At 59.8% G+C, this 12795-nt stretch carries 12 protein-coding genes; 3 read left to right on the forward strand and 9 right to left on the reverse strand.

Annotation, left to right across the window (positions count from 1 at the left end; translation table 11 throughout):
- Window positions 1-89: 89 nt before the first annotated feature.
- From NL116_RS06625 to NL116_RS06640, 4 genes are all read right to left on the reverse strand, one after another.
- The gene (locus tag NL116_RS06625) at window positions 90-1043 is read right to left on the reverse strand and encodes a hypothetical protein (RefSeq protein ID WP_494376498.1); all 954 of its coding nucleotides are present in this window, start codon (window positions 1041-1043) and stop codon (window positions 90-92) included.
- A gap of 17 nt (window positions 1044-1060) precedes the next feature.
- Complete coding sequence (locus tag NL116_RS06630) at window positions 1061-2776, reverse strand: proline--tRNA ligase (RefSeq protein ID WP_059407885.1); 1716 nt, start codon at window positions 2774-2776, stop codon at window positions 1061-1063.
- 130 nt (window positions 2777-2906) lie between these two features.
- A complete protein-coding gene (locus NL116_RS06635) occupies window positions 2907-4466 on the reverse strand; it encodes an AmpG family muropeptide MFS transporter (RefSeq protein WP_494376499.1) in 1560 nt (519 codons plus the stop codon).
- Window positions 4467-4510: 44 nt separating this feature from the next.
- Window positions 4511-4891 (reverse strand): MGMT family protein, encoded by a 381-nt coding sequence (locus NL116_RS06640; protein WP_494376500.1) that lies wholly within the window; start codon window positions 4889-4891, stop codon window positions 4511-4513.
- 135 nt (window positions 4892-5026) lie between these two features.
- On the opposite strand from NL116_RS06640, the gene NL116_RS06645 reads away from it, so the two are divergent.
- Entirely contained in the window at window positions 5027-6034 is a 1008-nt protein-coding gene (locus NL116_RS06645; RefSeq protein ID WP_494376501.1) for a DUF481 domain-containing protein, read from the forward strand.
- A gap of 115 nt (window positions 6035-6149) precedes the next feature.
- Here the strand turns inward: NL116_RS06645 and NL116_RS06650 are convergent, their stop codons facing one another.
- Window positions 6150-6359: a cold-shock protein gene (locus NL116_RS06650; RefSeq protein ID WP_002554837.1), complete on the reverse strand. Its 210-nt coding sequence runs from the start codon at window positions 6357-6359 to the stop codon at window positions 6150-6152.
- A 354-nt stretch (window positions 6360-6713) separates the two neighbouring features.
- On the opposite strand from NL116_RS06650, the gene dcd reads away from it, so the two are divergent.
- Together dcd and NL116_RS06660 are read left to right on the forward strand one after the other, a co-directional pair.
- On the forward strand, window positions 6714-7280 hold the full coding sequence (dcd, locus tag NL116_RS06655; RefSeq protein WP_007904652.1) for a dCTP deaminase: 567 nt from the start codon (window positions 6714-6716) through the stop codon (window positions 7278-7280).
- Between the two features lie 107 nt (window positions 7281-7387).
- Entirely contained in the window at window positions 7388-7597 is a 210-nt protein-coding gene (locus tag NL116_RS06660; protein WP_494376502.1) for a hypothetical protein, read from the forward strand.
- A 48-nt stretch (window positions 7598-7645) separates the two neighbouring features.
- Here NL116_RS06660 and pdeM read toward each other — a convergent pair whose 3' ends face one another.
- From pdeM to NL116_RS06680, 4 genes are all read right to left on the reverse strand, one after another.
- Complete coding sequence (pdeM, locus tag NL116_RS06665) at window positions 7646-8302, reverse strand: ligase-associated DNA damage response endonuclease PdeM (RefSeq protein WP_494376503.1); 657 nt, start codon at window positions 8300-8302, stop codon at window positions 7646-7648.
- The gene (locus NL116_RS06670; protein ID WP_494376504.1) at window positions 8302-10788 is read right to left on the reverse strand and encodes a ligase-associated DNA damage response DEXH box helicase; all 2487 of its coding nucleotides are present in this window, start codon (window positions 10786-10788) and stop codon (window positions 8302-8304) included. The genes pdeM and NL116_RS06670 overlap by 1 nt, the downstream gene beginning before the upstream one ends.
- Window positions 10789-10893: 105 nt before the next feature.
- The gene (locus tag NL116_RS06675; RefSeq protein WP_027925665.1) at window positions 10894-11658 is read right to left on the reverse strand and encodes an ABC transporter ATP-binding protein; all 765 of its coding nucleotides are present in this window, start codon (window positions 11656-11658) and stop codon (window positions 10894-10896) included.
- Between the two features lie 13 nt (window positions 11659-11671).
- The gene (locus tag NL116_RS06680) at window positions 11672-12790 is read right to left on the reverse strand and encodes a succinylglutamate desuccinylase/aspartoacylase family protein (RefSeq protein ID WP_494376505.1); all 1119 of its coding nucleotides are present in this window, start codon (window positions 12788-12790) and stop codon (window positions 11672-11674) included.
- Window positions 12791-12795: the final 5 nt, after the last annotated feature.

Genomic DNA, 12795 nt, shown 5'->3' on the forward strand with positions numbered 1-12795 from the left:
AATTTGAGGGCCTCATCGCGAGCAAGCCCCCACAATGGATCTATGCAACACCGTAGATCCCTGTGAGAGTGAGCCTGCTCGCGAAGCGTTTAATTCGGTCCCGGATCTGCGACCAAACGTCCGGCATCCTTGGTCAACGACTTGAGGAATTCAGTCTGCAACTCGGGATCATTGCGCGTCAGTTCGATCAGGCTTTGTTCCAGTTCGCTGGCTTCTTCTTCCAGGCCCAAATCCGATAGACGCTTCACCCGGTGTACCCACTGGCTCACTTCGTCGTCTTCGAGGTCGTCGTAAATCAGCCCGTGGGCTTCGAGCAGCTTGCCGCGCAAAGAGCTGCTGACCGCCAGGGACGAGTCGGTATGCACATCGTCCTGTCCATCTTCGACGCTGATCAGCAGGCGACTCAGATGGTTGATGTCATGTTCAGCGAACGGGCTGTCCAACAGATTCAGACGTAAAACGCCGTTTTTGTCGGTGCTGAGCTCGAACGTTTCCTTGCCCGCCTTGACCTCTACCGGGCGCTCGCTCCAGGGCAGGCTCGAGTATTCGGTGCGCTTGTCGCGCTGAACCTCGTCGATGCCGGCGAGGTTTTGCTGCGCACGACCGTGGGATTGCACGTTCATGAACGGGTTTAGCCCGGCAAAACCGTAGCTTAGCCAATCCTTGGTCACGCTGTCCGGCAGGTTGCCGAGGGCAAACACGTTGACCACGTTCGCGCCCACACCCGCCACGACGGCCACTGCGCCCAGCGGGATCTCATAGACCTCCCGCCAGGGTTGGTAAGGCGTATAGCGATCGTAGTGGCGCGTGACTTCGAATTCTGTGACTTCGAACGTCTTCTGCTCGTGGATTTTCACCCGACGTTGTGGCAGATCAAGCACCTTGGGCTCGCCGACATCGATCTGCAGGCTGTGATCGAGCAATTTGCGCTCGACACGTTCCTCGTGCTCGCTGCGTTGCGACATGTGATTGGCGCAGCCGGTGACCAGCAGGGTGCCGCACAGGGCGGCACCACCGAGGCCTAAGGTGTTTCGCTTGAACATGACTTCTCTATCTGGTGTCAGCGGCGGATACGGGCCTGGAGGAAAGACAGCACATCAGCGACCGGCAGCGCTTGCGCTTCTGGTTCGGTGCGGCTCTTGTATTCCAGATTGCCTTCGGCGAGGCCGCGGTCACTGACCACGATCCGGTGAGGAATGCCGATCAGCTCCATGTCCGCGAACTTTATGCCTGGGCTGGTTTTCTTGTCGCGGTCGTCCAGCAGGACTTCGAAGCCGGCAGCCGTCAGCTCTGCATAGAGCTTGTCAGTGGCTTCGCGAACCTGTTCGGTTTCGTAGCGCAATGGCACCAGCGCAACCTGGAACGGCGCAAGCGTGTCGCTCCAGATGATGCCGTTGGCGTCGTTGTTTTGCTCGATGGCTGCCGCCACCACGCGGGAAACGCCGATGCCGTAGCAACCCATTTCCAGGGTGACCGGCTTGCCATTCTCGCCCAGCACTTCGCACTTCATCGCTTTGCTGTACTTGTTGCCCAGCTGGAAGATATGCCCGACTTCGATGCCGCGTTTGATCTCCAGCGTGCCCTTGCCATCCGGGCTTGGGTCGCCGGCGACCACGTTGCGCAGGTCGGCAACGGTCGGAACCGGCAGATCGCGCTCCCAGTTCACGCCGAAGTAATGCTTGTCGTCGATGTTGGCACCGATGCCGAAGTCGCTCATCAGCTCGACCGAACGGTCGATGATGATTGGCAGTGGCAGGTTCAACGGGCCGAGAGAACCGGCGCCGGCGCCAATGGCGTCGCGCAGTTCGCTTTCGGACGCCATCACCAGCGGGCTGGCAACGCCTGGCTGGTTGGCCGCCTTGATTTCGTTCAGTTCGTGGTCGCCACGGATAATCAGGGCAATCAGCTTGCCTGCTTCTTCGGCGTGAACCACGAGGGTCTTGATGGTCTTCTCGATCGGCAGGTTGAAGCCTTCGACCAGTTGCGCAATGGTCTTGGCGTTCGGGGTGTCGACCAGGCGCAGCTCTTCTGCCGGTGCTGGGCGCGACGTTTCGCGCGGCACGGCTTCGGCTTTCTCGATGTTCGCCGCGTAGTCGGAGCCGTTGCTGAAGACGATGTCGTCTTCGCCGGATTCAGCCAGTACGTGGAACTCGTGAGACCCGGCACCGCCGATGGAGCCGTTGTCGGCTTCTACAGGGCGGAACTTCAGGCCCAGACGGGTGAACACGTTGCAGTATGCCTGGTGCATGCGGTCGTAAGTGACTTGCAGCGAAGGCTGGTCAGCGTGGAACGAGTAGGCGTCCTTCATGATGAATTCACGGCCACGCATCAAGCCGAAGCGTGGGCGGATTTCATCACGGAATTTGGTCTGGATCTGGTACAGGTTGATGGGCAGCTGTTTGTAACTGCTCAACTCGTTGCGCATCAGATCGGTGATGACTTCTTCGTGGGTCGGGCCGGCGCAGAAATCGCGACCGTGACGATCCTTGAAGCGCAGCAATTCAGGGCCGTATTCTTCCCAGCGACCGGATTCCTGCCACAGCTCAGCCGGTTGTGTGCTCGGCATCAACACTTCAAGAGAGCCCGCGGCGTTCATTTCTTCACGAACGACGGCTTCGACCTTGCGCATTACTCGCAAGCCCATCGGCAGCCAGGTGTACAGGCCTGAGGCGAGTTTGCGGATCATGCCGGCGCGCAGCATCAGCTGATGGCTGATCACGACCGCGTCGGAAGGCGTTTCTTTCTGTGTGGCGAGCAAAAATTGACTGGTGCGCATGGTTGGCCGTTGTCGGTTGCTGATGACGAGAAATGACGGAGCATTGTACGGGCGAGATCCGCTGGCGTACAGGCGTGCGGTCGGTGGTGTGGCGCAAGAGCGGGATTCACGCCGCCCTTTGCGATGCTTCCTACGATTCTTCCACGATCTGGGTCGGCACCGGTTCCGGCGTTGGCGTTGGACCCGCGCGACGGCTCTCCTGGAACCAGTGCAGGGCGATCAGCAACAGTGTCGGAACGCCGAGCAAAGCGGTGATCAGGAAGAAATTGTGATAGCCGAACTTCTCGACCATGACCCCCGAATAGCCACCGATCAGGCGTGGCAGCAGCAGCATGATCGAGCTGAGCAGGGCGTATTGGGTGGCGGAAAACTTGAGGTTGGTCAGGCTCGACAGATACGCCACGAAGGCCGAGGTCGCCAGGCCGGAACTGAAGTTGTCCAGGGAAATGGTGACGATGAGCATGTTCAGGTTGGCGCCCATGTCGGCGAGCATCAGGAACAGCAGGTTGGTGCCGGCCGACGCAATGCCGCCGACCAGCAGGATTGGCAGAATGCCGAAGCGCACAATCAGCAGGCCGCCCATGCCGGCACCGACCAGGGTCATGATCAAACCGAAGATCTTGCTGACGCCGGCAATCTGATCCTTGGTGAAGCCCTGGTCGATATAGAACACGTTGGCCATGACGCCCATGACCGTGTCGGACATCCGGTAAGTGGCGATCAGGCCCAGCAGCAGGAGCGCTTGCCAGCGATAACGCGTGATGAAGTCGTTGACCGGTGTCAGCACGGGCGCCAGGCCTCGACGGCCCATGGTCGACAGGCACAGGGCGGTCAGCGTGGTGTAGAGAATCGCCCGCAGCAGCGCCCGGTCTTCGAGGACCAGATCGAGCAGGCTGACGCCGCCGAACAGCACGCTGGCGAAGTCGGTGTTATAGAGCTGGGTGAACATGGCGGGCACGGACACCAGCAATACGATCAGCACAAACACCGACGCCAGTTGATGCACAAAGCTGTAGCGTCCGGCCTGAAGCTGGGTGCGCAGTGGCACGGGCGGTTCGCGCATGAATATCGAGGTGAGTAACGCCGGGATCATCAAGGCGCCGAATAGCACGTAAGTGCCGGCCCAGGCCGAATGCTGATAATTGAAACCGGTAGAGCCAAAGCCTTCGGCGAAGAACAGTGCGCCGGCGGTCGCCAGCAACGCGGCGATCCGATAACCGGACATATAGCTGGCGGCGAGGGCGGCCTGGCGACTGTCTTCGGCGATTTCCAGTCGATAAGCGTCTACTGCGATGTCTTGTGTCGCCGAAGCGAAGGCAACGACCACCGCAATGGCGATCAACCAGGACAAATGTTTTTGTGGGTCGCAAAAACCCATGCCGATCAGGCCGAGGATCACCAGCGACTGCGAGAGCACCAGCCACGAGCGTCGTCGCCCCAGCTTGCCGAGAAAGGGCAGGCGCCATTGGTCCAGCAACGGGGACCACACCCATTTAAAGGCGTAGGCCAAGCCGATCAGGCTTGCATAACCAATGGTTTCGCGGGCTACACCGGCCTCGCGGAGCCAGACGGAAAGCGTTGAAAACACCAGCATGTAGGGCAGGCCGGCGGCGAAACCAAGCAGCAACAACACGAGCGTCGAGGGGCTGGCATAGGCGGCGAGCGCGGCGCGCCAGGTTTTACGGGGCATGGGCTGGAGTCTGCCTCAAGAAATACGGAAACAAAGGGCGCACTCTAACCGCTGTGCTCTACCGGACGCCAGCCATGGCGCTGAATATCAACACGATTATTCAGGACACTGATGCCTTCAGAGCGTAAACGCGCGCGCTGCTCCTCCCCCGAAGGGCTGCCCACGGGCAGGCTGATCCGACCGCCGGCAGCCAAAACCCGGTGCCAGGGCAGTTTCGTGTCACCCGGCAACTGGCTCAGTGTGCGTCCGACCCAGCGAGCGGCGCGACCGAGCCCGGCCAGCTCTGCCAACTGACCATAGCTCACCACTTTGCCCTCGGGCACTTGCGCCAGGGTCAGGTAGAGCGCCGTGCGTCGGATTTGCGCCGGGCTTTCGGTATCAGCGGTGGGTTCGGTCACGTCCGAGGTTCCTGAAGTAGTTCGCATTGCCGTTGGTAGAGTAAGTCGTGGATCACTGATTGAGAAATGAACTCAATAGACATAGTCGGGTCAGTCCTTGCTAGGGCCATATTCGTAAGGATAATGCCGACTTTTTTCGCAATCTTGAGCCTGTCTTTGCTTATGTTGTTCAGAACCTTGCTGTGCCTCGCTGTTGCCAGTGCCTCCTCACCTTTGCTCGCCGATACCGTCTGGTTGAAGAATGGTGACAAGCTGAGCGGCAAGATCACACTGTTCGATGGCGGAAAATTGCTGATTCAAACCGAGTACGCCGGAGCGGTCCCGATCGACTGGAAGCAGGTCAAAACCCTGGAAAGCGATCAGGAATTGCTGGTCAAGCAGGACGCCTACACGGGCGAGAAAGCCAAGTCACTGCATGCAGCGGAAGATGGCAAGGTGACGCTGCAAAACGGCGAAGCGCCGAAGACAGTCGAGTTGGCCAGTATTCAGCAGATCCTCAAGCCCAAGCCGGTAGTGGAAGATCTGGTCTGGAAGGGCAATATCGACGCGGCGCTGGATTACCAGCGGGCGGAAAATGACACCGACGACTATGACATCGACTTCAAGACCACTGCGCGTCATGGCCGGTGGCGACACACGGCGGAAGGCGAATACAACCGCGAATTCCAGGACGGCGTGGTGACCACTGACAATTGGCGGGCCGAATACTCGCTCGACCGCTTCCTGACCGAAAAATGGTTCTGGGAGGGGCGAGCGGTCTACAAGCGTGACAAAGTCGAAGACCTTTCCCGTCAGCGCACCGTCGGTACGGGCCCGGGCTACCAATTCTGGGACAACGAATTGGGCGCATTCTCCTTGGGCTCTCTGGTCAACCGTACGGACTATGAGTTCACCGATGGCAGCAAGGAAAACTTCTACGCCCTGGCGATGACGTGGGATTACAACCGCTACCTGATCGGCAAGAAGGTGGAGTTTTTCACCAGCGGCGAAGTGGGTAAGCCGTTGTCGGGTGTGGCTGATTACGCTCTGGATGCCGAAATGGGCTTGCGCTACAAGGTGACCGAGTGGGCGTCGCTTAACCTGAAGGCGGAGCGGGACATCATCAGCGGGACCGATGATGAGGATCTGGACAAGACGCGCTACACCGCAGGTTTTGGTGTGTCCTGGTAAAGCGTCAAAGAAAAAATCGCAGCCTGGGCTGCGATTTTTTTTGCCCGAACAAAACACGCAGGCACAAAAAAGCCCCGCTTTTAAGGGCGGGGCTTTTTACTAAAGCAAGTACAAGTTAGATAACTTGAACTTCTTCAGCTTGCATGCCTTTCTGACCGCGGGTAGCGATGAAAGAAACCTGTTGGCCTTCTTTCAGGCTTTTGAAGCCGTCGGATTGGATAGCTTTGAAGTGAACGAACAGGTCGTCACCGGATTGTGGGGTGATGAAGCCGAAGCCTTTTTCATCGTTGAACCACTTAACGGTACCGGTTTGGCGATTAGACATGGTGTAACTCCTTGAACAAAGATAACTGCGACGCAGGAAGAACCCTGGCCGAGACTGAGTGCAAAGAGCAGGAAAAATTCTTGTAGATGGTTGGATCGAAATTCAACATATCGTGTAGAGATTCTCAGTGACACAAGCAGCACAGTGGCGCCACCTTAACCCTTTTTCCGGAACGTGCCAATGCTTCTTGCGAAGGTTTCTCTGTTTTCAGGACTGACGGTCCATCAAAAAAGAGAAAAGGCCCTGAATTCACGGGACATCGTCGAGAATTGCGCCCCGCGCTTTGAACCCTGAGCGCGCGCCCGGTAAGATGCCGGACAGAATTTTTCCACCTCGCTATTCAGGACACCCGCCATGAGCATCAAATCGGACAAGTGGATTCGCCGCATGGCGCAAGAGCACGGCATGATCGAACCTTTCGTCGAGCGCCAGGTGCGCGGCAGCGACGATAGCCGAGTGATCTCGTACGGCGTGTCCAGCTACGGCTACGATGTGCGTTGCACCAATCACTTCAAGGTGTTTACCAACATCAATTCGGCAATCGTCGACCCGAAAAACTTCGATGCGGGCAGCTTTGTCGATATCCACAGCGATGTCTGCATTATTCCGCCGAACTCCTTTGCCCTGGCGAGCACCGTCGAATACTTCCGCATTCCGCGCAACGTATTGACCATTTGCCTGGGTAAAAGCACCTACGCGCGCTGCGGCATCATCGTCAACGTCACGCCGCTCGAGCCAGAGTGGGAAGGTCATGTGACCCTGGAGTTCTCCAACACCACCAATCTGCCGGCGAAAATCTATGCGAACGAAGGTGTGGCGCAGATGCTGTTCCTTGAGTCCGACGAAGAGTGCGAAGTCTCCTACAAGGACCGTGGCGGCAAGTATCAGGGCCAGCGCGGCGTGACGCTGCCGCGCACCTGATCCGTTCATCTGGCCAGTCAGCGGGAATTCTTGAGCGGGTAGACACTCTATTGGGTGTACTGCCCGGTTCGCGCACAGCGGACGGGGCCATCGCTCAGGAGTGCTTTATGAAGATCGATCCGCAAATAAGTGCCGAACTGGCAAGGCTTGAGCCCAATCAGATTGGCGTTTTGGCCTGGTCCTTGTTGGCACATCCTCCCGTCAGCATGGCGGGGGGCATCCCCGGCCAACCCGATCCCGATACCCCGAACGAACAGCCTACGGAACCTGGTGAACCGACTTTGCCGGACGAGCCGCCTCCCGCGCCTGTCGCGTGATCGGCTGGTTGAAAATGAATGGCCAGTCAGCTGATGTCCTTGAAGACTTCAGCTGACTGGCCATATTTCGTTGTCGCCGATGACAAAGATCCTGCAACGGTCGTCCCGCTCGACCTGATACCCGCCGGTAAACGCCCCGAAGGCCGGAAGCAGGCTGATGGTTTCTCCCAGCCTGAAACACGCCAGTCGCAAACTTTGCCGACCCCTGCCTTTTAATCGATAAACCGGATGGACGTGTCCGGCAAGTACGTGGCGGTCAGGATAAGGGTCGGGTTCATGCTGCAAGGCGAATGGCCCCAGTAGCAACGGTTCAGGCACTACCCGGATGTGCAGCGAGGCAGGTGGATCGCCCGCTCGCTTGTCGTGGTTGCCGCGAATCAGCGTCATCGGCAAATCAGCATGCCGCGCCCGCCATTCGGCCAGCGCGCCCAACGTGGCCGCGGCATGAGAGCCAGGCCCGTGAAGAAAATCCCCGAGAAAAATCAGTTGCCGACAGGGCAGGGCCGCCAGCAACCCGTCCAGCACCGCGATATTGCTGGCGGTCGTGCCGTGAGGCACTGGTTGGCCCAGGCTTCGATACGCCGCCGCTTTACCAAAATGCACATCGGCGATCAGCAGGGCTTGTTGTGACGGCCAGTAGAGCGCTTTGTCCGGCAGCAGCCACATGTCTTCACCAGCCAGTCGCACGGGATAAGGCGTACTCATTAGTTCTTCCCGGTTTCGGCGGTTTTTTCGAGGTCGGTGACCATGCGCCGAATACGGTCTGCCAGTTTCTCCGAGCTCATGCTTTCGCGCATGCGCTCAACTAGCAGTGGAAACCCCAGCGGTGTAGGACGTTTGAGCTGATGCAGATCCAGTTGCAGATGGTTGATACGTTCCAGCGTCTGCTCCAGACGTCGAATATCCAATTCTTCCCGCAGAACTTCTTCCCCGGCCTGCGCCAGCAACAGATTCCCGGCGTCGTACTGTTTGAACACTTCAAAGAACAACCCGCTCGACGCTTGAACCTGACGTGTGCTTTTCGGCGCGCCCGGATAACCGGCAAACACCAGCCCGGCGATCCGCGCGATTTCCCGAAAACGGCGAAGTGCCAGCTCTCCAGCGTTCAGACTGGCGAGCACGTCCTCCAACAGGTGCTCGGGGCTCAACAGTCCGGGGTTCAGAACTTGCGGCCAGTCCACAGGCGTGGCGCTGAGCAACTCCAGCCCATAATCATTCACCGCGATGGAAAACGTTACCGCTTGCCGCTGACTCACGCGCCACGCCAACACACTCGCCAGCCCCAGATGCACCTGGCGCCCGGCAAAGGGATACAGGAACAGATGCCAGCCTTCGCGAGACTTGAGCGCTTCGGCCAGCAACGTCGTCGAGGTCGGCAAACCGGACCAGCGTTGCTGCACCTCTAAAAGTGGTCGCAATACGCGCATTTCCGGGCCAATAAATTCGCCCTGCGCCGCGGCACTGAAACGCTCGACCACCGCTTGCGCCAGCTCATTGGAAAGCGGCATCCTTCCGCCATTCCAGCGCGGTACCGCGGCTTTTTTCGCGGTGCTGCGTTTGACATAAGCGGTCATATTTTCCACGCGTATCAACTCCAGCAGGCGCCCGGCAAACAGAAAGCCGTCACCCGGTTTTAGCCGCGCAATAAAGCCTTCCTCGACACTGCCCAATGGCTTGCCACCACCCCCCTTGCTCCAGAACTTCAGCTGGATACTCGCATCGCTGACGATGGTGCCGATGCTCATGCGATGGCGCCGCGCCAGTCGCGCATCGGGCACGCGCCACACGCCGTGTTCATCCGGTTCAACCCGGCGGTAGTCCGGATAGGCTGTCAGAGACAATCCACCATGGCGTACGAACGCCAGCGCCCAGCTCCAATCCGCCAGGGTCAGGTCGCGATAAGCCCAGGCACCGCGTACTTCTTCATACAAATCAACGGGCAGAAACCCACCGCCCAACGCCATGCTGACCAAGTGCTGAACCAGCACATCCAGCGGCTTATGCGGTGATTCGCGGGGCTCGATACGACGTTGCGCCACGGCGTCTTGTGCCGCCGCCGCCTCAATGAGCTCCAGACTGTGCGTCGGGACCAGCGTCACCCGTGACGTTCGTCCCGGCGCATGCCCGGAACGGCCGGCTCGCTGCATCAGCCGCGCCACGCCTTTGGCCGAACCGATTTGCAGCACCCGCTCCACCGGTAAGAAATCCACACCCAAATCCAGACTCGAGGTGCAAACCACCGCTTTGAGATGACCTTCCTTGAGTGCTCGCTCGACCCAGTCACGGGTATCGCGCGACAGTGAACTGTGATGCAAGGCGATCAGCCCGGCCCAATCGGGGCGAGCTTCCAGTAGCGCCTGATACCAGATCTCGGATTGGGCGCGGGTGTTGGTGAACACAAGGCTGCTGGGGCTGGACTCCAGCTCCGCGACGACCTGCGGCAACATCTTCAAACCGATATGCCCGGCCCATGGAAAGCGTTCGATGGCGGGCGGCAGCAAGGTATCGACGAGCAGCGCCTTGGACGTCTGGCCCTGAACGCTGATGCCGCCCCCTTGTGGGATAAGCACCTGTTCAGCGTGAGCCTGATTGCCCAGCGTCGCGGAAACCCCCCACACGATCAATGCCGGATTCCAGCGGCGCAGACGGGCCAGGGCCAGTTGCAATTGCACGCCGCGCTTGTTGCCCAGCAACTCGTGCCATTCGTCGACCACCACCATGCGCAGGGTCGCCAGCGCCGTTTGCGCATCGGCGCGGGCGAGCATCAGCGTCAGGCTTTCAGGCGTGGTGATCAGCGTGGTGGGCAGACGCCGGCTCTGTCGTGCCCGTTCGCTGCTGCTGGTATCGCCGGTGCGCAGGCCGACACTCCATGGAATCTGCAAGTCGAGCAGTGGCGTTTCCAGGGCGCGAGCGGTGTCGGCCGCCAGCGCGCGCATGGGGGTTATCCACAGGACTGTCAGAGGTTGGGCGACCGGTTTTCGTTGGCGTGGCTTTTCAGGGGGGGCGACCGACGATATAAAGCGATTGAGCGCGGCAAACCAGACCGCATAGGTTTTGCCGGCGCCGGTGCTGGCGTGCAGCAATCCGGACTCGCCGCGTTTAACCGCCGTCCACACCCTTTTCTGAAAGGCGAACGGCTTCCATCCGCGGGCGGTGAACCATTGTTTTGCGTAGTCGGGGGAGGTTCCCATGCCGGCGGTGTGCGCTCTGAAAGTCTTCTTTCAGTGACCGCGGCGCAAGGGGACAAGTTTAAAAATCCCTTGTGGGAGCGAGCTCGCTCCCATAGGTTTGCGGTGTTACTTCAGGTTGCCGCTGAGGAACTGCTTCAGCCGTTCGCTCTTCGGATTGCCCAGCACGTCGTCTGGCGCACCTTCTTCTTCCACCAGCCCCTGGTGCAGGAACAGCACCTGGCTTGAGACTTTGCGGGCGAAGCTCATTTCGTGCGTCACCATGATCATGGTCCGGCCTTCTTCGGCGAGGCCCTGAATCACTCGAAGTACTTCACCCACCAGTTCCGGATCGAGCGCCGAGGTCGGTTCGTCAAACAGCATGACTTCCGGCTCCATCGCCAATGCGCGCGCAATCGCAACGCGTTGCTGCTGACCGCCGGACAGGAACGCCGGGTACTGGTCCGCGACGCGCGCGGCCAGGCCGACCTTGTCCAGGTAACGCCGGGCGCGGTCTTCGGCCTCTTCCTTGCTGCAGCCCAACACCCGGCGCGGTGCCATGGTGATGTTTTCCAGCACGGTCATGTGGCTCCACAGGTTGAAGTGCTGGAATACCATGGCCAGGCGGGTGCGGATCCGTTGGAGTTCGTTGGCGTCGGCCACGTGCATGCCGTGGCGATCCTTGATCATGCGGATGTTCTGCCCGTCCAGGCTCATCGCGCCGTCGTTGGGCTGTTCGAGAAAGTTGATGCAACGCAGAAAGGTACTTTTACCCGAGCCGCTGGCGCCGATCAGGCTGATGACGTCGCCGGTGTTGGCCTTGAGCGAAACGCCTTTGAGGACTTGATGATCGCCGTAGCTTTTATGCAGGCCTTCGATGGTCAGTTTGTACATGGGGCAGACATCCTCAAGGCGAAAGTAGGTAGCCACTGCGATAGGCTTCGGCGCCCGCGACATGCGCGATCACCATGCCGGCAGTGGCCATGCGCCGTAGCGAACGGGCGTACATCAACCCGGCGGCGGTGCAATGAACGGGGGTGACGCGATCGTTGATCGGGTCAATGATTTCGGCGATCAGTTGCCCGGCTTCCAGGTATTCCCCCGGCAGTGCGGTGAACACCAGCAGACCGCCGACCGGCGTTTCCACCGGCTCGACGCCGGCCAGCGGTGTGGCCGGGTAGGGCAACTCGGGCAGTGGCGCCGGTTCGCCGGCGATGGCGCCGAAGTGAATCAGGTAATCGATCAGCGCCTGGCAATCGAGGCTGGCCAGCGGATGATTGACGTCACCTTGACCGCGCAATTCCACCGTCACCGAAAAACTGCCCAGCGGAATGTCGAAGCGTTCGCCGAAGCGCTCCTTCAACTGCCACCAGAGCAGGGTGAAACATTCATCGAACGACTGACCACCGGAGTCGGTGGCCAGCAAACTCGCTTCGGCACCGATATAACGCGCCAGCGGTTCGACCTGCGGCCAGGCTTCCGGCGTGGTGTAGAGGTGCGCGACGGCTTCGAAATCGCAATGCAGGTCGAGCACCATGTCTGCGTCGCAGGCCAGCCGTTGCAGGGTCAGGCGCTGGGATTGCAGCTGGGTGCTGGCGGTTTGCCGGGCGAGGGCGTCGCGCAAACTGTCGCGGATCAGACCGAGGTTGCGCTGCGGATCGTCACTGAGTTGGGCTTCGATCTCGTTGCCGACTGCTTCGCTGACATCGACGAACCAGCGGTTGAAGTTCTGGCCGCTTTCGAGCTCGTAACGGCCCAGTGGCACATCCATCACCACTTGTTCCAGACCCACCGGGTTGGCCACGGGGACCAAGACGATTTCGCTGCGCAGGCGGCCGCTGGCTTCAAGTTCGGCCAGGCGTTGCTTGAGGTGCCAGGCGACCAGCATGCCGGGCATTTCGTCGGCGTGCAGGGACGCCTGGATGTAGATCTTGCCTTGGGCCGACGTGGGGCCGTAATGAAAACTGTGAATCTGTCGTGCAGTCCCCGGCAGCGGGGCCAGCAGGTCATGAATCTGGTGGCGCATGTCTC

The organism is Pseudomonas sp. FBCC-B1667, from assembly GCF_059133255.1.

Bases quoted from the DNA above. Each gene is read 5' to 3' on its own strand.
- NL116_RS06625 (WP_494376498.1), bottom strand. From the start codon at position 1,043: ATGTTCAAGCGAAACACCTTAGGCCTCGGTGGTGCCGCCCTGTGCGGC.
- NL116_RS06630 (WP_059407885.1), bottom strand. From the start codon at position 2,776: ATGCGCACCAGTCAATTTTTGCTCGCCACACAGAAAGAAACGCCTTCC.
- NL116_RS06635 (WP_494376499.1), bottom strand. From the start codon at position 4,466: ATGCCCCGTAAAACCTGGCGCGCCGCGCTCGCCGCCTATGCCAGCCCC.
- NL116_RS06640 (WP_494376500.1), bottom strand. From the start codon at position 4,891: ATGCGAACTACTTCAGGAACCTCGGACGTGACCGAACCCACCGCTGAT.
- NL116_RS06645 (WP_494376501.1), top strand. From the start codon at position 5,027: ATGTTGTTCAGAACCTTGCTGTGCCTCGCTGTTGCCAGTGCCTCCTCA.
- NL116_RS06650 (WP_002554837.1), bottom strand. From the start codon at position 6,359: ATGTCTAATCGCCAAACCGGTACCGTTAAGTGGTTCAACGATGAAAAA.
- dcd (WP_007904652.1), top strand. From the start codon at position 6,714: ATGAGCATCAAATCGGACAAGTGGATTCGCCGCATGGCGCAAGAGCAC.
- NL116_RS06660 (WP_494376502.1), top strand. From the start codon at position 7,388: ATGAAGATCGATCCGCAAATAAGTGCCGAACTGGCAAGGCTTGAGCCC.
- pdeM (WP_494376503.1), bottom strand. From the start codon at position 8,302: ATGAGTACGCCTTATCCCGTGCGACTGGCTGGTGAAGACATGTGGCTG.
- NL116_RS06670 (WP_494376504.1), bottom strand. From the start codon at position 10,788: ATGGGAACCTCCCCCGACTACGCAAAACAATGGTTCACCGCCCGCGGA.
- NL116_RS06675 (WP_027925665.1), bottom strand. From the start codon at position 11,658: ATGTACAAACTGACCATCGAAGGCCTGCATAAAAGCTACGGCGATCAT.
- NL116_RS06680 (WP_494376505.1), bottom strand. From the start codon at position 12,790: ATGCGCCACCAGATTCATGACCTGCTGGCCCCGCTGCCGGGGACTGCA.